This window comes from Candidatus Hydrogenedentota bacterium, from assembly GCA_016791475.1.
Classification (GTDB): Bacteria; Hydrogenedentota; Hydrogenedentia; order Hydrogenedentales; family JAEUWI01; genus JAEUWI01.
Map to the genome: position 1 here is coordinate 26,806 of JAEUWI010000030.1, position 19,853 is coordinate 46,658.

The 19,853-nt window shown below is 61.1% G+C and carries 14 protein-coding genes and 1 pseudogene; 5 read left to right on the forward strand and 10 right to left on the reverse strand.

Annotation, left to right across the window (positions count from 1 at the left end; translation table 11 throughout):
• Positions 1-78 precede the first annotated feature (78 nt).
• The gene (locus JNK74_16340; protein MBL7647753.1) at positions 79-420 is read right to left on the reverse strand and encodes a hypothetical protein; all 342 of its coding nucleotides are present in this window, start codon (positions 418-420) and stop codon (positions 79-81) included.
• 413 nt (positions 421-833) lie between these two features.
• Between JNK74_16340 and JNK74_16345 the strand changes: the two genes are divergently transcribed.
• Positions 834-3,809, forward strand: coding sequence for a hypothetical protein (locus tag JNK74_16345; GenBank protein MBL7647754.1), 2,976 nt, complete (start codon positions 834-836; stop codon positions 3,807-3,809).
• 338 nt (positions 3,810-4,147) lie between these two features.
• Here the strand turns inward: JNK74_16345 and trpS are convergent, their stop codons facing one another.
• Together trpS and JNK74_16355 are read right to left on the reverse strand one after the other, a co-directional pair.
• Positions 4,148-5,209, reverse strand: a complete 1,062-nt coding sequence (gene trpS, locus JNK74_16350; GenBank protein MBL7647755.1) for a tryptophan--tRNA ligase — start codon at positions 5,207-5,209, stop codon at positions 4,148-4,150.
• A 192-nt stretch (positions 5,210-5,401) separates the two neighbouring features.
• Positions 5,402-5,707: a YhbY family RNA-binding protein gene (locus tag JNK74_16355; GenBank protein MBL7647756.1), complete on the reverse strand. Its 306-nt coding sequence runs from the start codon at positions 5,705-5,707 to the stop codon at positions 5,402-5,404.
• Positions 5,708-6,069: 362 nt separating this feature from the next.
• On the opposite strand from JNK74_16355, the gene tgt reads away from it, so the two are divergent.
• The 3 genes and pseudogenes from tgt (at position 6,070) to secD (ending at position 10,341) form a co-directional block, all read left to right on the forward strand.
• Positions 6,070-7,182, forward strand: a complete 1,113-nt coding sequence (gene tgt, locus JNK74_16360; GenBank protein ID MBL7647757.1) for a tRNA guanosine(34) transglycosylase Tgt — start codon at positions 6,070-6,072, stop codon at positions 7,180-7,182.
• A gap of 15 nt (positions 7,183-7,197) precedes the next feature.
• Positions 7,198-7,600, forward strand: a pseudogene (gene yajC / locus JNK74_16365) (preprotein translocase subunit YajC).
• 56 nt (positions 7,601-7,656) lie between these two features.
• Positions 7,657-10,341, forward strand: coding sequence for a protein translocase subunit SecD (gene secD, locus JNK74_16370; GenBank protein ID MBL7647758.1), 2,685 nt, complete (start codon positions 7,657-7,659; stop codon positions 10,339-10,341).
• 836 nt (positions 10,342-11,177) lie between these two features.
• On the opposite strand, the gene JNK74_16375 is transcribed toward secD, so the two are convergent.
• From JNK74_16375 to JNK74_16405, 7 genes are all read right to left on the reverse strand, one after another.
• Positions 11,178-12,104 (reverse strand): Stp1/IreP family PP2C-type Ser/Thr phosphatase, encoded by a 927-nt coding sequence (locus JNK74_16375; protein ID MBL7647759.1) that lies wholly within the window; start codon positions 12,102-12,104, stop codon positions 11,178-11,180.
• Between the two features lie 98 nt (positions 12,105-12,202).
• On the reverse strand, positions 12,203-13,198 hold the full coding sequence (locus JNK74_16380; GenBank protein MBL7647760.1) for a dipeptide ABC transporter ATP-binding protein: 996 nt from the start codon (positions 13,196-13,198) through the stop codon (positions 12,203-12,205).
• A complete protein-coding gene (locus tag JNK74_16385; protein ID MBL7647761.1) occupies positions 13,195-14,217 on the reverse strand; it encodes an ABC transporter ATP-binding protein in 1,023 nt (340 codons plus the stop codon). Before JNK74_16385 ends, JNK74_16380 begins: the two co-directional genes overlap by 4 nt.
• 172 nt (positions 14,218-14,389) lie before the next feature.
• Positions 14,390-14,611: an addiction module protein gene (locus tag JNK74_16390; GenBank protein ID MBL7647762.1), complete on the reverse strand. Its 222-nt coding sequence runs from the start codon at positions 14,609-14,611 to the stop codon at positions 14,390-14,392.
• A gap of 37 nt (positions 14,612-14,648) precedes the next feature.
• Complete coding sequence (locus JNK74_16395) at positions 14,649-15,713, reverse strand: ABC transporter permease (protein MBL7647763.1); 1,065 nt, start codon at positions 15,711-15,713, stop codon at positions 14,649-14,651.
• A gap of 6 nt (positions 15,714-15,719) precedes the next feature.
• Positions 15,720-16,712, reverse strand: a complete 993-nt coding sequence (locus tag JNK74_16400; protein MBL7647764.1) for an ABC transporter permease — start codon at positions 16,710-16,712, stop codon at positions 15,720-15,722.
• 30 nt (positions 16,713-16,742) lie between these two features.
• Positions 16,743-18,437 (reverse strand): peptide-binding protein, encoded by a 1,695-nt coding sequence (locus tag JNK74_16405; GenBank protein ID MBL7647765.1) that lies wholly within the window; start codon positions 18,435-18,437, stop codon positions 16,743-16,745.
• Between the two features lie 214 nt (positions 18,438-18,651).
• On the opposite strand from JNK74_16405, the gene JNK74_16410 reads away from it, so the two are divergent.
• Positions 18,652-19,824 carry a hypothetical protein gene (locus JNK74_16410; protein ID MBL7647766.1) on the forward strand — a complete coding sequence of 391 codons (1,173 nt, stop codon included), beginning with the start codon at positions 18,652-18,654 and terminating at the stop codon, positions 19,822-19,824.
• The last annotated feature ends 29 nt before the right edge of the window (positions 19,825-19,853 follow it).

Genomic DNA, 19,853 nt, shown 5'->3' on the forward strand with positions numbered 1-19,853 from the left:
GTTGGTGTTGATTCGGCGTGTGTGGGATAGTCGGCCCTCGTGCGGCTGGCCTTGTGCGCAGGACGGTCCCGTCGAGAGCTACCCCCGATACAAGCTCCGCCCAATCCCCATGGCCTCGCGGCAGGATTCTACCGTGTCGAGGGCGACGGGGATTACTTTCTTCGCGTTCTCGCGGAGGAAGTCCTGGATGAAGTCGTCGTTGTTGGCGGGGTCGTTGAATTTGCTGACGTGTTCGGCGACGGCTTTCTTGAGGTTGCGGTAGAACTTGCCGCCGTCGCGGTATTGCTGGAGGAAGTCGAGGTAGACTTCTTCGGGCACCACGAGGTTGAGGAGGCGGTAGAGGACGCTGAGGCCGCCGGGGAGCTTGGGGATGACGAGCTCGCCAAGTAAATGACACCAGAGCAGTTGTCCGAAGCACAATCACAAACTTCGCCGAATGGTCCCCCTAAAGGCGTGACGTCTGAGTAGAATGCGTCGACACCCCGGCCTGACCCGAGGGGACTGTCCGGTGCCGGAAGTACGCCTGACGACCCCACCGCGACGGAAGCCGTAGCGCCAACCCAGCCTGGCGACGCGACTGTAGGACTGTCCCCCGATTTTGAAATCGCGGGACGGTCCCGAACGCCAGGTTGGCGTCCTTTCGTCGGAGGGTGCCTGCCAGGTGGGAGCCGCGCGGCGTTCTCGCAGGGCCTCTGCGTTCGGGACGGTCCCGTCGGAGTCCTCATCGCTCAATCAGGCCAACGCACGCTTGATTGTCCCATCCCGAGAGAAGATACTCTTATCCAGGGCGTTGCCACCATCGACCCTGGCCGCCCGGTGGGAGGATGCCCGTCATGCGCGTTCTGAATTTTGCTTCACTGATGCTGATGGCCGTACTGTTGTCGGCGCCCGTTCTGGCGGAGGACGTGGTTGCCGCCGGGGAGGGGCTGGACATCGCTTCTTTCCAGGATCCGCCGCTGCGTGCCCGGCCCCGGGCCTACTGGGACTGGATCAATGGCGCGGTCACGCTGGATCAGCTCACGCGCGATCTGGAGGAAATGAAGGACAAGGGCATGGGCGGCGGCCAGATGTGGGACACGGGCGCTCACCGCAATCCGAATGGTTTTGTGCCGCCGGGCCCGCCTTTCCTCGGGCCGGAGTCCGTGGCCGCGATGCACCATTCGCTGAAAGAGGCGAAGCGCCTGGGGCTGGAGTTTGGCCTGCTGACGTCGAGCGGCTGGAACGCCGGGGGCCCCTGGGCCACGCCGGAGTTTGCGGGCAAGAATGCCTATGTCACCACCGTGATGGTGGAAGGCCCCGGCGCGGTTCAAGTGACCCTGCCCATGCCGCCCCTGCCGGAGCATTGCCCGGTGAATGATCAGGGGAAGCCAATTTACTCGCGCGAAATCGCGGTGCTGGCGGTGCCGGATAACGAAGCGAAGGCGATTCCTGATCGGGATTCCGTTATCGTGCTGTCCGACCGGGTGAAGGATGGTGTGCTGGCGTGGGATGCGCCCGCGGGCCGCTGGCAGGTGCTGCGCTTCGTCTGCCTGAACAACGGGCAGCAACTCATCGTGCCCAGTCCGAATTCGAAGGGTCCGCTGATCGACTTCCTCGATCCCGCCGCCACGCGGATGCATTTCCAATATATTCTCGATAAGCTCGGCATCACACCGGAGGATTCCAATGCGTTCGGCCTCGCCTTTCTCGCGGTGGAGAGCATGGAGCTGGCCGAGGGCATCCAGTGGACCGACGGTTTCGCGGCGGATTTCGAGCATTGGGCGGGTTACGACGTTACGCCCTGGCTGCCCATTCTGGCGGGCTGGACCATCGGTGACAAAGATCAAAGCGATCGCTTTCTCTACGACTACCACAAGGCCGTCAGCGAGCAACTGATCTTCAGCCACTACATCACCGGCAATGAACTTCTGGAGCCCTACGGCATCGCGCTGAGCGGCGAAGCGGGCGGCCCCGGACCGCCCATCTGGAATTCCTGTCCGGTGGATGCCCTGAAGGCCCTGGGTAATGTGGACATACCCCAGGGCGAATTCTGGATCCGCCACCGCAACATGTTCCTCATCAAGGAAATTGCCAGCGCGGCCCACATCTACGGGAAGCCCTACGTGGACGCGGAGAGCTTCACCACCTGGCGGCGCTGGAAGGACGGCCCAGGTGTTTTGAAATATGCCCTTGATCGCGCCTTCTGCGAAGGACTGAACCGCATCACCTACCATGGTTTTTCCCACACGCCGCCGGAGGCGGGTTTCCCCGGTCGGGCCTACCACGCGGGCGTGGACATCAACCCCAACGTGACGTGGTGGCCCATGGCCCGCCCCTTCATGGACTACATGGCCCGCTGCAGCTACATGCTCCAGCAGGGGCGCTTTGTGGCGGATGTCTGCTACTACTATGGCGACCAGGCGCCCAACTTCTGGCCCGCCTACCACGACGTGCCCGAGAAGCCGCTCCTGCCGGGGCTGAGCAAGGGCTATGACTACGACGTGGTGAATTCCGACGTCATCCTGAACCGCATGTCCGTCCGCGATGGCCGTATTGTGCTGCCGGACGGCATGAGCTATCGCGTGCTCGTGCTGCCGGAGCAGGCCCACATGCCGCTGGAGGTGCTCAAGAAGATCGCGGCCCTGATCAAAGACGGGGGCACGGTGATCGGTCCACGGCCCACCACCGTGCCGGGCCTCAAGGATTTCGAGGCGCGGACGAAGGACCTGGAAACCCTCGCCGCGGAGGTGTGGGGCCCCTGCGATGGTCGCACGGTGAAGGAGCACGCCTTTGGCGCGGGGCGCCTCTACTGGGGCTCGACGCCGACCGAAGTACTCCAAGAGCTTGGCGTGGTCGAAGACTTTGCCTATACCGCCGGGGGCGACGATCCCGGTCTCGATTTCATCCACCGCGTCGCGGGCGACAAAGATCTCTACTTCGTGCGCAACCCCACGCATAAGTGGGCGAAGGCCGAGGGGCATTTTCGCGTCGTGGGGAAGACGCCCTACGCGTGGGACCCTGCCGATGGCCGAGTCTGGCCGCTACATGAAGGCATCGCGGAAAAGGACCGCAGCACCCTGCCCTTGCGCCTGCCGCCGGGTGGCTCCATCTTCATCGTGTTCGAGCCCGCCGCCGCGCCCTGGACCCCGGCCCGACTCGAGGAGTCGCCACAGACGAATCCCGCCGCCACCATCCTGGCGGCTGAGACGGGCAGTGCCGAAGTTCTCGCCTGGGCCAATGGAGACTATGCCCTGCACTACGGCGGCTCCGATCAGAAGACCATGCGCACAACCGTAGCGACGCTGCCCGAGCCACGTACCGTGGATGGCCCTTGGACGATTCGCTTCCCGGAAAACTGGGGCGCGCCGGCCCAGGCCGAATTTGAATCACTCCATTCCTGGACGGATGACGGGAACGAAGGGATCAAGTACTTCTCCGGCATTGCCACGTACCACAAGGTGATCGAAGTGCGCGAAGACCAACTCGCGCCCCGCCGCCGCCTCTACCTCGACCTCGGCGAAGTGCGCGACGTCGCCCGCGTGCGGCTCAACGGTAAAGACCTGGGCATCCTCTGGAAAGCGCCCTTCCAGGTCGAGATTACGTCGGCCGCCGTCACTGGACAGAATACGCTGGAGATCGACGTAGCCAACATGTGGATTAACCGCCTCACCGGGGATCTCACCCTCCCGCCGGAACAGCGCTTCACCCGCACCAACGAAACACCCCGCGAGAAAGACATCGGCGGCGACGAACCCTGGCACGTCGAACCCGCCGGCCTCCTCGGCCCGGTACGGATCGTGGCGGCGGATGAAGTAACGCTGCGGGGGTAGGGTGAGGTTGCGCGATTGAAGCGTGACTGAGTAATTGCATCACAACTCGCCACCGCGAAAGGGTCGCGCAAGGCTGGGAGCGCAGGCGTCCCCGCCTGCAACGTACCGAGGGTGCGATCAATTGATTTCGGAGAGCGCCAGATTGACTTGAGGCACTTTGGGTCATGGGCTTTTATGCGCCTCTGGCGCATGGTGCAGGCGGGGACGCCTGCGCTCCCAGCCTTGCGCATGCTGCTTGCGGTACCGAGTCGTGGCGTGAATTCAGGAATTGCGAAAAGGGGAGCTGTAAAGCTCCCCCTCCATACTTGCGATGGCTTTTCACTACCAAAATCGCTGAGTTACCCCCGATACAGACTCCGCCCAATTCCCATGGCTTCGCGGCAGGCTTCCACCGTGTCCAGCGCCACCGGGGTGACCTTCTTCGCGTTCTCGCGGAGGAAGTCCATGATGAAATCGTCGTTGTTGGCGGGGTCGTTGAATTTTTCGATGATGGGCGCGTTGAATTTGCTGACGTGTTCGGCGACGGCCTTCTTGAGGTTCCCGTAGAACTTGCCGCCGTCGCGGTATTGCTGGAGGAAATCGAGGTAGACTTCTTCGGGGGCGACGAGGTTGAGCAGGCGGTAGAGGACGCTGAGGCCGCCGGGAAGCTGGGGGATGACGCGCTCGGGGTCGTTGCTGTCGGTGTCGAGGGGTAGGGGATCGGTGGAGGTGACGACGCCTTTGATCTTGGTGAGGACGGTCTTGGGATCGTCGAGCAGGTCGAGGGTGTTGTTGTCGCTCTTGCCCATTTTGGCGGAGCCGTCGAGTCCGGGGAGGCGGAGGGCTTCGCGGCCCACGGCGCGGGGGCGGTGGAGGGCTTCGCAGTCGAAGCGGTGGTTGAATTTTTCCGCGATGTCGCAGGCCATCTCCACGTGCTGGCGCTGGTCATCGCCCACGGGGACGACATCGGCCTTCACGATGAGGATGTCCGCCGCCATGAGTACGGGGTAGCCCAGGAGACCGTAGGAGAGGGGGTTGCCGTCTACTTTGGGGTCGTCCTGTATCTTCGCCATCTTGTCTTTATAGGTCGTGCCGCGCTCGAGGTGGCCGATGTTGGTGATCATGCCCAGCAGCAGCGAGAGCTCGGCGGTGCAGGGGAGGTCGCTCTGTCGGTAGACGATGGACTTGGCCGGATCGAGGCCGCAAGCCACATAGGTGCGGAGCATGTTCAGGGTGTGGCGGTAGACCTCGGTCTTCTCGGTGATCGTCGTCAGCGCGTGGTAGTCGGCGATGAAGTAGAAGCAGGTGGCGTCTGTCTGCTGGAGGCGCAGAAAGTGGTGGATGGCGCCGAAGTAATTGCCGTAGTGCAGGCGGCCCGTGGGGCGGATGCCGGAGAGGATGACTTCTTTGCGAGCGGACATGGATGGGGCCTTGCGATGTTTGGGATAGTTTTGGGTATCAGAGGGCACAAGGATAGCGTATGGAATGGACAATTGACAATGGACAATGGACAATTGACAACGAGGATTGGAATGGGTCAGTGGGCCCGTTTGATGTATGAAGCAAATAGTTCTGATCGGTCCGATCCGTCTGATCGGTCCGATTGGTTCATTTCATTCGTCACCGAAGAAGATCTTGCGCTTGTCTTCGTCGGGGTGTTCCTTGTAGAGGAGGGCGACGTGGCCGATCATACCGGCGATGTGGCTGCCGGTGCGGCGTTCGATTTCTTCGGCCAAAGTTCGCTTCTCGTCTTTGAACTCGTTGAAGCGGATCTTGACGAGTTCGTGCGACTCCAGGGCCTGGGTTACGGCGCGGACGAGCATGTCGGTGACGCCCTGTTTGCCGATGATGACGACGGGGTCGAGGTGGTGGCCGACTTTACGGAGGTATTTGCGCTGCGCGCTGGTGAGTTCGCTCATGGTAACTTTCGGTGGCGCGCACGGAAGGAGCGCGGCGTGGTTTTGGGGGACAGGGGGCTATTTTAGCGCAAAGGAGGGGGCGGGAGGTAGTCTGGGGTCTGTCCGCCGCGGCGGATGGAGTCTGGAGTCTGGAGGGGATGGGTCTTATGGGTCTTATGGGTCTTATGGGTCTTATGGGTCTTATGGGTCTTATGGGTCTTATGGGTCTTATGGGGCGGAGCCACGGCCCGAAGCCTACAGCCTACAGCCTACAGCCTACAGCCTACAGCCTACAGCCTCGCTTTTGCGCTCCCGCATCCCATTCCCCTATACTACTGGCCCTTCCTTTTCTGACCCACAGGAACCTTTTGATGCAGTGTGCCATGCGCTATACCGTTGAATCACGGGACCCGAATTGTGCCGCGCGGACGGGGCGGCTTTCGCTGCCTCATGGGGATGTGGAAACGCCGATCTTTATGCCCGTGGGGACCCAGGCCACGGTTAAGGCGTTGTCGCAGGCGGACTTGCGGGAGATTGGCGCTCAGATTATTCTGGGGAATGCCTATCACCTCTACTTGCGGCCCGGCACGGAGACGCTGGAAATGGCGGGGGGGATCCATGGCTTCATGAACTGGGATCGGCCCGTGTTGACCGATTCCGGGGGCTTTCAGGTCTTCAGTTTAAGTGCGTTGAACAAGATCACGCCCGAGGGGGTTCATTTTCAGAGCCATCTGGACGGGTCGCGCCACTTCTTCACGCCCGAGAAGGCCATCGACAACCAGATCAGCATCGGCGCGGACATTATGATGTGTTTTGACGACTGCACGGCATTTCCCGTGACCCGGGAAAAGGCGGAGAAGTCGATGCGCATGACTCACGAATGGGCGATCCAGTGCAAGGCCCGGTGGGAAGAGCGCGAGGCTGCGCAGCAGGCGCTGTTTGGCATCGTGCAGGGTAGCGTGTTTGAAGATCTGCGCCGCGAAAGCGCTCAAGGCCTGGTGTCGCTGGATTTTCCGGGCTATGCCATCGGCGGCGTGAGCGTGGGGGAGAGCAAGGAGGAGATGATCCAGGCCGTGGAGTGGGCCGCACCCCACCTGCCCGAGGAGAAGCCCCGCTATCTGATGGGTGTGGGGCCGCCCGAGGACATCCTCAATGCGATTGAGCGGGGCGTGGACATGTTTGATTGCGTGATGCCGACACGGAACGCGCGCAATGGTAGTCTATTCACCAGCACGGGCAAACTGAATATCAAGAATGCCCGCTACGCCCGGGATTTCAGCCCGCCGGACGAGGCCTGCGGATGTATGGTATGCCGCACGTATACGCGTGCATATCTGCACCATCTATACCGTGCGAAAGAGATTTTGTCGTTGCGGCTGAATACTTTACACAACCTTTCCTTTATGCTACAATTGGCCGATTCTGCGCGCAAGGCTATCCGGGACGGCAGATTTCTGGAATTCAAGCGCACGTTTCTTCAATCCTATTCCACCTGAAAGCGTTCTAGTATCATGAATTTCGTTAGCAGTATCGAAGCCCTGAACTTCCTGATTGCCCAGGCGGGCACGGCCGTTCCGGCGGCGGCTCCGGCGGGCGCCGAGGGTGCGGCGGCCTCCCCCACGGGCGGGCTCTTCCAGATGATGCCCCTTATGGTGGGCGTTATCCTGATCATGTATTTCCTGACGATTCGGCCCCAGCAGAAGCGGGACAAGGAACGTCAGAATATGCTTAATGCCCTGAAAAAGGGCGATGAAGTTGTCACCACCGGGGGGATTTGCGGTAAGGTGGTGGGCATTTCCGAGGCGGACGTGGTCCTGAAGGTCGACGACAACGTGACCATCAAGTTCGTCCGCAATTCCATCGCTTACGTCGCCAAGGTCGACGGGGACGGCGACAAGTAGCGCTTCCCCTTGAGGCGCCATACCCTGAGTCAATCTCTCTGTTTCAAAGAGTGGTAGTGGAGTTATCCCATGAAAAAACATACGATTCGCACCATTGTGATCTGGGCGTCAATCGTCCTGTCCCTGGTCGCCATCTATCCGACCGTCGGGTGGATGCTGACGTCGCCCGAAAGGCGCGAAGAGAAGCTGGCGCAGTGGAAACAGGAAGACGAAGCGCGCGCGATTGAGAAGCACGGCTACTTCGCCAATGTCGGCTTCAAGGTGAAGCGTTGGGCGGAGTGTGATCGCAACCGGGTGATCAATCTGGGCCTGGACCTCCAGGGCGGCATCCAGATGGTGCTGAGCTTCGATTACAAAGAGCTTTCCGAAGAGAAGCTGTCGGCGCTGCGCGAAGATCTGGGCACGAATTCGGATGAAGAGATCGAGACGATGGCGCAGGAGGTCGTGTACCAGCAGCTCGTCAACCGCATCGAGAAATTTGAAGCCAAAGAGCCGATCATCCAGAAGATGGGCACCAACCAGATTCAGGTGCAGCTTCCCGGCGAGAAAGACACGGACCGCGCCATCAAGCTGATGACCCAGGCGGCTGTGCTGAATTTCCACATCGTGGCCGGCCAGGATGAATCGGTCCAGGTATTCACGGCGATTAAGCAGCGGTACCCCGACAAATTTGCGAGCTTCTTCCAGCGTCCCGCACCGGGTGAGCCCATCTGGGTGAAGCCGGAGAATCTTCCGAATGTAAAGGCCTGGGTTGATCAGCTCAACGCCGACACCTCCATCGTTCCGGAAGACAAAATGCTGTCCTTTGGCCGCACGCCGAAGCTTGGCGATCCCCAGCGCGTCGACCTCTACCTGCTGGACAAGAAGCCCATCGCCACGGGCGACGGCCTGAAGTCGGCGACTTCCATGCCCGATCCGCAGAATCCGTCCCAATGGGCGATTTCCTTTACCTTTGACAACGCCGGTGCGGCGGTCTTCGGCAAGGCGACGGAGGAGAACATTGGTCGCCCGATGGCCATCGTGCTGGACGATCTGGTGGTTTCGGCACCCACGATTAACGGCCGCATCGATTTCAACGGCCAGATTACCGGCCGCTTCGACGCGGATGAAGCCCGCGACCTGGCCATTGCCCTGAACTCCGGTTCGATGGTGGTCAAGGTGCGCGTGGACTCCACCGACGTGGTGACGGCGAGCCTGGGTTCCGATTCCGTCAAGATGGGCGTGACCTCGGCACTCTGGGGCCTGTTCATGACGGCGATTTTCGTCGTGGCCTACTACATGTTCCCCGGCTTTATCGCGCTTATCGCGCTGATTCTGAACGGCCTGTTTATCCTGGCGGCCATGGCCTACTTTGGCATGACGCTGACCCTGCCCGGTATCGCGGGTCTGATATTGAGTATCGGTATGGCGGTGGACTCGAACGTGCTCGTGTTTGAGCGCATGCGCGAAGAACTCCGGCTGGGCCACTCGGTCCTGTCGGCCATCGACACCGGTTTCAAGAAGGCCGCAGTGGCCATCCTGGACTCGAACCTGACGACATTTATCGCGGCCATTGTGCTCTTCCAGTTCGGCACCGGTCCCATCGAAGGTTTCGCAATCACCTTGAGTATCGGTGTTATCGGCACGCTGTTGACCGGCCTGGTCGCGGGTCGTGCGTTGTTTGACTTCTTCTACGAACGCCGCATTGTGAAGTCGGCGCGCATGATGAACGCCATCCCGCCGGACACGAAGATCCCCTTCATGAAATTCCGGAATGCCTGCGTTATCGGCAGCGGTCTTCTGGTGGTGGCGAGTCTGGTCCTCTTCGGCGTCAAGCTGAATCAGGGCACGATGCTGGGCGTGGATTTCATGCAGGGCACGAACGTCCGAATCAATATGCATGAGGACGCGTCCGTTGACGTGGCCAAGGTGCGTGAGGCGCTGAGTAACGGCGGCTTCAACAGCCCCACCGTGCAGCAGCTCATGGAAGACGGCGAGCTGGTCAACAAGTTCCAGATTCGTGTCGGCAACATCGACCCGAAGGATATCCCCGAAGGCACCGTGACGGTTGCGCAGCAGCTTCGCACCGCTCTGGATCCGCTGGTTGGCGGAGACGATGCCAAACTGGAGTTTGAATCGGTGAAGACGGTTGGTCCGGCGGTGGGCGCACAGCTCCGCAGCGACGCCGTCTGGGCGATTATCTGGTCGCTGGTCTTCATCAGCATGTATATCGGCTACCGCTTCCAGCTCAAGTACGCCCTGGGTGCCTTCGTGGCGCTGGTCCACGACGTGGCCCTCACACTCGGCGTCTTTGCCATCGCCGATGTGCCGATCAGCCTGGCGGTCGTCGCGGCTATCCTGACGGTAATCGGTTATTCGCTGAACGATACCATCGTGGTGTTCGACCGAATCCGGGAAGACGTGGAGAAATTCAAGGGCCGGGGCATGAAGCTTCCGGACATTATCGACATCGCCATCAACGTGACCCTGAGCCGCACGCTACTCACGTCGGTTACGACGCTCTTCGTGGTCATCATGCTCTTTGTCTTTGGCGGCGACGACATTAAAGACTTCGCGCTGGCCATGTTGATTGGTATCGTCGTCGGCACGTATTCGTCCATCTTCATCGCGAGCCCGGTGGTCATTTACTGGGAGCAGATCTTCGGTCGCGGTCCGGCGGCGGACACGGCGAAGGTGGAAGACAGCGGTCGCCGCTACATCTCCAAGAAGAAGCGCGCGAAGAAGGCCGACCCGGAAGGTGAAGCCACGGCGTAAGGCGCTGGACGTTTAGAAACTAATTATCCGCCCGGATTGGCATGGCCAGTCCGGGCGTTGCTTTGGGGACTGCTTGGGACAAGGTAAAGAGTCGGGTGTTTGCGGTCCAGGCGGAGGCTGTACCCATTCGGAAACGTGGGAAGATGCCGTGGGAAAGTGTGGTTGGGTCTTGCGGGGGACAGCCACGAATGGCATTTACTTAAGGCCTGTCTGCGTCAAAAAGGGGACCATGGGTGCCACCCTCAGGCAGAGGAGCGCAGCGGGGGAGCCTGTGGGTGAAAAGACGCCACCTTAGGGACTGACGCACCCGCGTTATCGGTGATGATCTTCGTGATCCACAACGTATTAGTTGTTCCAACTGCGAGTCCGTGACGTCGCGGGGTGTGGCTGTCCCGTCGCTCGCGGAGGTAAACCCGGTTTACCGCGTCACATCGACCAGACGACATGTTGCCAGTTGAGTTGTCTATGGTGGCGACGAACCCACTCCCCGCACGACGGGACAGCCACACCCAGAAAATGCACGACGCCTTGTCGTCGTGGGCTTTGGGTCGCAGTGCAAGACGATCCGGGCGCGACACGGTGGGTGCGTCAGTCCCTGCGGACCGCTGGTTTCTTCCTCGAACCCCCGCCACCGGCGGTCGCGACTTGTGGGCGAAAAGACTAGGATTTTTCAAGGAGAATTGCGCCACATGGTCAAGTCCCAACACCCACAAACTCCATCGCTAAGCGATTACGTTTGAGGGTGGCACCCCAGGTTACCTATTGGAGCATCGAGTTAATGCCCCTGAGTCAGTGCCATTCGGGTCAGTCCTGCCTGTTGGCACGTCGGCAGTCCCCTACTGATTCCCGCGCAGCACCCAGCCAGCAAAGAAGGCCAGCGCGCCGTACACAATGAGGAAGGCGGCCCAGGCGATGCCGATACCGTGTCTCCGGAAGAAATTGCTGATGCGCATGTAGATCATGCGGAGCGGAGCGGGGCTGATATTGACGACGACGACGGTAATATTGTCCTTGCCGCCATACTCGTTGGCCTTGGAGACCAGGCGGTGGGCGATTTCGGCCGCCGAGCCGTTGCGCTGGAACTCCCGCTTGATTTCGTCGTCCTTGACCATGTTGACGAGGCCGTCGGTACACATGAGGAGCATGTCGCCGGGCACGATGTGCCAGCGGTAGGTGTCCACAGTGACTTCTTCGTGGGTGCCCACACAACGGGTTACGATGTTCTTGCGGCGGTCGGTTTCGGCCTCGGATTTCGACATGAGACCCATTTTTACTTGTTCGTCCACCCAGGAGTGGTCTTCGGTCTGGGCGAGGATCTCGCCGTCGCGAATGTGATAGCAACGAGAGTCGCCCACATTGCCAATGTAGATCTTTTTGGGCGTGATGATGGCGGTCAGGAGTGTGGTACCCATGGGGCGGCGGGTGCGCACGAGATCTTTGTTGGTCTGGAAGATACTCTCGTTCGCTTTTTCGATGGCCGCGCGTACTTTGGGCAGAGGACCTTCGTTCTGCTCATTGCCGTCATCGCCGTTCTGGGAAGCGCGGGGGGGCTTTTCCTTGATCAGCTCGCCGACGATCTTGACCGCCAGTTTACTTGCGATCTCGCCTCCGGTGTGCCCGCCGAGTCCATCGGCAACGCAAACCAACGCGCCTTCCTTGAAGAGGTTCAGATTCTTGGCGCCTTCACGAACGATCACATAGGAATCTTCGTTGTTCTTTTTTCGGCGCCCTACATCGCTAAGTGCCGCTATATCTAAACGCATGTAATCCTCCAACCTCGCGCTTTAGAATAACAGATTTTCCGGAAGGACGGCAAGCGCCTGTCTTAATTTCGGCACCTCCGGGCTGGTCCGTGGAAAGCTCATTTTTCTTCGATTGGTCCGGCGTCCGGTGCATTGACGTGGCAGGCGGCGCGATGGCCCGGTGCGAGCGCCACCAGCCGCTGGTTCATGGTCCGGCAGGCGGGTTGGGCCTCGGGGCAGCGGGGATGAAAGTGGCACCCGGAGGGCGGATTGATCGGATTGGGTACATCCCCCTGGAGGATGATGCGTTGGGACTTACGATCGGTTGCGATCTCGGGCACGGCGGAAAGCAGCGCCTTGGTATAGGGATGGACCGGGCGTCGGAACAATTCGTCCGCCGGGGCTATCTCCACGATGCGTCCCAGATACATGACCGCGACGGCATCGCTGATATGGCGGATGACGCTCAGGTCATGGCCGATGAAGAGGTACGTCAGGCCGAGTTTCTGCTGGAGGTCCTTGAGGAGGTTCAGGATTTGCGCCTGTACGGAGACGTCGAGGGCGGATACGGGTTCGTCGGCCACGATGAGCTCCGGCTCCACGGCCAGGGCCCGGGCGATGCCGATGCGCTGGCGCTGTCCGCCGCTGAACTCATGGGGGTAGCGATCGGCAGCCTGGGGCGGCAGGCCGACCAGCGAGAGCAGCTCGTAGCACCGGTCGCGCCGGGTGCCGCTGTCGCCGATGTTGTGGGCCTTCATGGCCTCGGCCAGCATGGAGTAGATGGTCATCCGGGGGTTCAGCGAGCCATAGGGGTCCTGAAACACGATCTGGATTCGCTTGCGCAAATCCCGGAGCTCTTTCGGGCCGAGCGTGGCGAGGTCGATGCCGTCGAAGAGGATCTTTCCGCCCGTGGGTTCAATCAGGCGGAGGATGGAGCGGCCCGCCGTCGTTTTCCCGCTCCCGCTCTCCCCCACGAGGCTCAGGGTGGTGCCCCGGGGGATGGAGAAGCTGATGCCGTCCACGGCCCGCACGGCGCCCGCAGTTCGGGCGAAGACGCCCTTCTTCACCGGGAAGTGCTTCACCAGATTTTCGATGGTCAGGAGGGATTCACTCATGCCTGCACCTCCGCCGCTTCGGGCAGTTTTCCACCCTCGGTCCGATCCAGATTCCAGCAGGCGGCGAAATGGGTTTCACCGGCGGTCTCGAGCACGGGCTCCGCCTCGCGGCAGCGCGCCGAGGCGAGGGGACAGCGGTTGTTAAAGCGACAGCCGGGTGGGAAGGCCGTGGCCGCGGGCACATTGCCCTGGATCACGTGGAGCCGTTCGCGAACTCGGTCGTGCTTGGGCAGAGCGGCGAAGAGCCCCAGGGTGTAGGGGTGGCGCGGGTTGCGGAAGAGTTCCCGCACGGGAGCCTGTTCCACCACCTTGCCGGCATACATGACGACGACGTCGTGGGCGTTTTCCGCGACCACGCCGAGGTCGTGGGTGATGAGAAGAATGGACATGCCCCGCTCGTCCTGGAGCTTGCGCATGAGGTCGAGGATCTGGGCCTGGATAGTCACGTCGAGGGCCGTGGTGGGTTCGTCGGCGATGAGGACCTTGGGGTCGCAGGCGAGGGCCATGGCGATCATGCAGCGCTGGAGCATACCGCCCGACATCTGGTGGGGGTAGTCGTGCACCCGCTTTTCTGGCGCGGGAATACCCACCTGGGTGAGGAGGCGCACCGTTTCGTCGAGAGCGTCCTTCTTGTTCATGCCCCGATGCAACTGGAGGACGGCACCGATCTGGTGCCCCACGCGGAACACGGGGTTCATGGAGGTCATGGGCTCCTGAAAGATCATGGAGATGTCGTCCCCGCGAATCTTCCGGAGATCGTCCTTGGGCAGGGCGAGGAGGTTATGCCCGTCAAAGAGGATTTCGCCACCGGCGTTGTGACCGGCCGGTTCGGGCACCAGTCCCATGATGGAGAGGGCCGTGACGCTCTTTCCACAGCCGCTCTCACCCACGACGGCGAGGGTTTTGCCCCGGTGCAGGTCGAAGGAGACGTCATCCACCGAACGGGCCAGGCCCTGATCGGTCTTGAAGTAGGTCTTCAGGTTTTTGAGCTGAAGTATGGGCTGGGCGGTGTTGGTCATGGGCAAGATCGATCATGACAGCGAAGCGGTGATCGTTCCGGGAGTTCAGGGGGTGTTGCAGGGACGGCAGAGACGACAGGGACTGCAGAAATGTGAATCATGGTATCGACCTCATACGTCCCTGCTGTCTCTGTAGTCCCTGATAATGTCGCTCGAACAATCGGTAAGATGATCAACGAACACGTTTCCAAAGTTCGCGTTTGGCGTCGTCCCAATCGAGAACACACTCCTCACCCGCAGCCAACCTTGATTCCGTTTCTTCCAGTGCGGGTCGATGCCAATCGGGCGATTCCACCTCGCTGCCAGCTCGCGAAAGATCCACCCATAGCGCTTCCATTAATTGGAGCTTTTCTGCACGAGACATCTGAGCAATTTGGTCTTCTGTGACGTTCATAACTTTAACTCCTCTACCGCCAGCATACCATAAGGGCCTATTGCCGCAACCTCGGGTCCATGGCGTCGCGGAGGGCTTCGCCGACGAGATTGAATGCGGTAACCGTTACGAAGATCGCGAGACCGGGAAAGATGACCAGCCAGTAGGCGAAGTCCACGTAGTCTTTTGATTGTTTGAGGATTTCGCCCCAGCTTGCGGTGGGCGGGGGCACGCCGAAGCCGAGGAAGCTGAGGGCGGATTCGGTTAGGATGGCTCCGGCGACGCCGAAGGTTGCCGTGACGAGCACGGGGGCGAGGGCATTGGGCAGGAGGTGGCGGAACATGATGCGTGTGTCGCGCAGGCCGGTGGCGCGGGCGGCCGTGGTGAAGTCGGCGTTGCGGAGTTTCAGGAACTCGCCGCGGACGAGCCGGGCCACGTCGGGCCAGCCGGTCAGGCCCAGCGCGATCATGATGTTGTAGATGCTCGGGTTCAGGAAGGCGATGAGGGACAGGATAAGGATAAGGGTGGGGAAGCAGAGCACGATCTCAATGATCCGCAGCACGACCGCGTCCACTTTGCCCCCGTAGTAGCCCGCCAGGGCGCCCGCGATGATACCGATCACGGTGGCGATGCCCATGGCGACAAAGCCCACGGTCATGGAGATGCGCGTGCCCCAGATGAGCCGACTGAGCACATCGCGCCCGCGGTCGTCGGTTCCGAGCCAGTGCTTTCCGGAAGGGGCTTCCAGGCGGTTGTACAGATGGGAACGCTCCGGCGCGAAAGGGATCAGGGGGCGAATGGCCCGGTCATCGGGGCCGGGCTCCCAGCCGTCGAAATTGAAGGACACGAGATCGCCGTACTCGATGACGTTCGGAAAGAAGTAGGTTTTGCCCTGGGTTGAAAGGTAAATGGGAACCTCGCCGGCGAGGAAGGGGGCGATGATGCCGATGAAGGCCAGCAGGGCCAGCACGGCCAGGGAGACGAGGCCGAGGGGGCGTTTCTTGAACTGGATCCAGACCAGGCGCCAGTAGCCCTGACTCTGATGCTCGTAGGCGGCCAGGGGGGCGGCCTCCGGCTCGCCGCCCGACGATTTGATTGGCTCTCCGATGTGGTTCGTTCCCATGATGGCCTAGCTGAACTTTATCTTCGGATCGACCAGCGCGTAGAGGATGTCGGAGACTATGAGCCCCAACAGCGTGAGTAGCGCGGTGATCGACAGGATGCCCATGATCAGGGGATAGTCCCGGGAGAGGATGGCCTCGAAGGCGAGCCGGCCCATGCCCGGAATGGAAAAGATACTTTCGATGATGACGCTGCCCCCGATAAGGCTGGGGATGAGGCCGCCGAGCAGGGTCACGATGGGGATGAGCGAATTGCGCAGCGCATAGCGATAGATGACGGTGCGTTCGCTGAAGCCATAGGCCCGGGCGGTGCGGACGTAGTCCTGGCGAATGGTCTCGATGAGTCCGGCGCGGGCATAGCGGGAGAGTCCGGCGAGTCCGTTGTAGGAGAGACACAAGACGGGGAGTATCAGGTGCCAGGCGCGGTCGCGCAGCCAGGCGAATGCGCCGAGAGAATTGGCATCATAGGAACTTACGCCTGCGGCGGGGAACCAGTTGAAGTGGGCGCCGCCGCAGAAGTAATACATGAGCAGCATGGCCACCCAGAAACTGGGCAGGCTATAGAGAATGAAGAGGCCCAGGGTGAGGGCGGTGTCGCCCCGGGTATGCTGGTGGGTGGCGGAATAAACCCCGATGGGTATGGCGATGAGATAGATAGCCAGAATGGAGATCAGATTGAGCTGGAGCGTTACCGGTATAGTTTCCGCGATCTTGGTGAGCACGGGCCGGTTGTCTTTGTAGGAGGTTCCGAAATCGAAGGTGGCCAGTTTGCCCAGCCACATGACATAGCGCACGGGCAGGGGCTTGTCCAGGCCGTAGAGCTTTTTGGTCTGCTCGATGGCTTCCTGCGTGATGGCGCTGCCGCCCGACCCGCCCGCCTGATGCAGCCGCATATAGATGGGACTGCCGGGGGCCATTTGGACGATCATGAAGGTGATCAGGCTGATCCCGAGAAAGGTGGGGATGATGAGCAGAAATCTTCGTATCAGGTAGTTGCGCACGAGAGGCAGTCCAGCCAGCCGTATCCGGCGTTATTTGTACCGCTGCTGGTCGAGGGGCACCCACCAGTCGCGCATGTCGAAGCCGAGGGCATAGGGCGTCACGCCCTGGAAGCGATTGGAGATGGCCACTTTGCGCTGGGAATTGAACAGGAAGGTGTAGGGCTGCTCCTCATGGAGTATGGCGTGGAAACGCCGGTACATGGCGTCGCGCTTTTCGTCGTCGAACTCGAGCCGGGCTTCCTCAATGATCTTGTCGGCTTCGGGATTGGCGAAGTTGACGTAGTTGGATCCGTTGGTAATCTGGGAGGAATGCCAGATTTGATAGGGGTCGCCTTTCATGGGGCTGACCCAGGCCATGCTGCAGGCGTCGAAAGAGCGCTTGTTCACGCTTTCCAGGAAGGAGGCCCACTCGAGGGGGCGGAGGGTGACATCGATACCCGCCTTGGTGAGTTCTTCCTTGTACACCGTGGCCAACTGCTCATACTCCGGTGAGCCCGAGGGGTAGATCCACTCGTATTTGAAGGGAACGCCGTCCTTGTCGCGGATACCGTCCTTGTCGGAATCCACCCAGCCGGCTTGATCCAGCAGCGCTTTTGCTGCGGCGGGATCAAAGGGCCAGGGGGCGATGGTCTTGTCGTAGCTCGGCGAGTCGGGGAAGGCCTGCCCCGTGACGACCCGCACGAGGCCATGGTAGATGGTCTTGCCGATGGTGTCGCGGTCAAGCAGCATGGTCATGGCCTGGCGCGCGCGCTTGTCGCTGAAGAAGGGCTTGGTGGCGTTCCATCCGATCCAGCCGAAAGACGAGCCATAGCCGTCCACGGGGGAATAAAGGGTGTATTTCTGGTACTGGCTGGTGATGTCGGGCTGGCTGGCCTGACGCACCCACTGTTCCGGCGTCAGGCGCATCTCGTCCACTTCGCCTCGGCGCAGGAGCTGAAAGGCGGCGTTGTTGTCGGTGATGAACTTGTAGTGAATCTGGTTGACCAGGGGCTTCTTTGGTCCCCAGTAGTCGCTGCGCTTCGCGATGACGAGCTGCTGGCCGGTATCCCACTTTTCGAAGCGGTAAGGTCCGCTGCCGACGGGGGCGCGGTTGGCGGGGTGCTCGTTGAAATTCCCCTCTCCGTAGATGTGCTTTGGCAGGATCTGTAAAGAGCCCAGCACGTCGAGATGGAGGAAGTAGGGCTGTTTGGCCTTGAACTGGACAGTGTACTCATCCAGTGCGATGGCCGACTCAAAATCGACCAGGTAGGAGCGCTTGTCCGCCGTGAGGTTGGCGGTGTTCATGATGGACTCGTAGGTAAAGAGGACGTCCTGGGCCGTAAGGGGCTTGCCGTCGGAAAAGGTCACGTCCTTGCGGAGATAAAAGGTGTAGGTGAGTTTGTCTTCCGAGATTTCCCAGCGCTCGGCGATCCAGGGCTCTTCGGCCTGGGTTTCCCGGTTGGACACGAGCATGGTCTCGAAGATATTGCCGCCATAACCATCGGTAATCCGCTGAGTGTAGGAATCGCTGATTTCCAGACTGGGGTTCAAGGTGGCCGGTTCAGCCTCCAGGAGAATGACGATCCAGTCCCCTTCGACCGGGGCGCCTTCGGCCTTGGGTGGGGCGCCCTGGACGGTGCCGAAGGGGGTGTTGAGCACCTCGGGCGCGTTGGAAGCCCCGGACGAGTCGCCGCCTCCACCGCCGCATCCCGTGAGGAGGGCTGAAAGCGCGGTGAGTGCGGTCAAACACGTTCCTAAGGGCTTCAATGTCGGCATGAAATCACTCCGTAAGGAAAAGACTCGTCTGTACCAAGATTCAGCGTCGCCGCCAATTTGTGTCATGGTATCACAACGACGCGATGGTGGAAAAACCCGGACGGATGCATCGGCGGTGAGTGATCGTGTATGGTTGCGGGGCGCGGTGCCGCGCGAAGGTTGGTTGGCCGCAGGGGAAATGCTCGTGACCGTAAGGCTTGGCATCATCGGTGTACCGGAGGACCCCGGGGGGATCCTTGCGCGGTGCGCCCTGTTGGGCGCGGCGCCGGTTTTTCTGGTGGAGGGCGATGAGGTTTCGAATCTTCCTCCAGGCTGCGAGGTGGTTTCTCTGGGGGAGCGGGGTATCGAGGCACTCCGGGATGAGGCCGGGTCCAGCGCGCTATCCGGGCTCTGGACGGCATGTTCCGAAGGAACCTCGCGGCTTTCGGAAGTGGCGAGGGCCCTCGAACTGCCCCAGCTTCCGTGCATGGATGATGCGCGCCAAAGCGCAATTCCAATAGACGGGGCCATGGTCTATCCCATCGCTTCGCTGGCGCATCTGTGCGAAGAGGATCTTCAGGCCCTGCCGATTCCGGCCTGGGTGCGGGCGGCCTGCACTCGGGGAGACAGCTCCTGCATGCGCCTGGACCATCCCAACGATCTTTCCCTGGCCTCCGCCAAGTTGCGGCGGCGCAATCTGGAAGGACCCATTCGAATCCAACCGGCGATCGACGGCGCGGTCTATCGTGTGCTCGCCTTCAAGACCTTGGAAAGGCTTGCGGTTGCCTGTGTCGTTTCGGAGGAGACCACCAGCTCGGTCTATCGCGTGCCGCTAAGCGTGGTCGTGCCCGCCGAGGGCCGCGCGACATTGGCGGAGGACGTGGAGGCTTTGGCGGTCGCGGTGAACGGACACCTCCCGGAAGGCTGGGGCTATGTCGAATTGGAGGTCGTGGATACGAATCGGGGGCTGCGTCTGATCGACGTGCAATGCCCGGCCCGTCTCGATACGCACCGCTGTGAACTGGTGCGGCTGTCTCTGGGCATCGACCTGTGTCTGGCTTCCATGGCCTGCGCGTTGGGGCGGATTCCCGCACTGTCACCGACGCGCCATGCCGTGGCCGCCATGACCTGGCTGTTGACCCGGAGTGGCGTGGTGACTGGATTTCAAGGGGTGGAAGAGGCGCGGCTAATGGACGGGGTTGTTGAGGTGCGTATCACGGCGGTGGAGGGGGACATCCTCAGTCACGTGGTGGACATCCCTTCACGGGAGCGGGGAGGCTTCATCATGGCCGTCGGGAATTCGGGTGCCCAGGCCCGGGAGCGCCTTGAGGCGGCCCGCGCGCGGGTCTGGATTAATACGTCGCCCGCGCTGCTTTGAAGAAAAGGATCGGACCAATCAGACGGATC

What these genes read in the sequence shown, in the direction of transcription:
- JNK74_16345 (MBL7647754.1), top strand. Translation starts at nt 834, where the DNA reads ATGCGCGTTCTGAATTTTGCTTCACTGATGCTGATGGCCGTACTGTTG.
- trpS (MBL7647755.1), bottom strand. Translation starts at nt 5,209, where the DNA reads ATGTCCGCTCGCAAAGAAGTCATCCTCTCCGGCATCCGCCCCACGGGC.
- JNK74_16355 (MBL7647756.1), bottom strand. Translation starts at nt 5,707, where the DNA reads ATGAGCGAACTCACCAGCGCGCAGCGCAAATACCTCCGTAAAGTCGGC.
- tgt (MBL7647757.1), top strand. Translation starts at nt 6,070, where the DNA reads ATGCGCTATACCGTTGAATCACGGGACCCGAATTGTGCCGCGCGGACG.
- secD (MBL7647758.1), top strand. Translation starts at nt 7,657, where the DNA reads ATGAAAAAACATACGATTCGCACCATTGTGATCTGGGCGTCAATCGTC.
- JNK74_16375 (MBL7647759.1), bottom strand. Translation starts at nt 12,104, where the DNA reads ATGCGTTTAGATATAGCGGCACTTAGCGATGTAGGGCGCCGAAAAAAG.
- JNK74_16380 (MBL7647760.1), bottom strand. Translation starts at nt 13,198, where the DNA reads ATGAGTGAATCCCTCCTGACCATCGAAAATCTGGTGAAGCACTTCCCG.
- JNK74_16385 (MBL7647761.1), bottom strand. Translation starts at nt 14,217, where the DNA reads ATGACCAACACCGCCCAGCCCATACTTCAGCTCAAAAACCTGAAGACC.
- JNK74_16390 (MBL7647762.1), bottom strand. Translation starts at nt 14,611, where the DNA reads ATGAACGTCACAGAAGACCAAATTGCTCAGATGTCTCGTGCAGAAAAG.
- JNK74_16395 (MBL7647763.1), bottom strand. Translation starts at nt 15,713, where the DNA reads ATGGGAACGAACCACATCGGAGAGCCAATCAAATCGTCGGGCGGCGAG.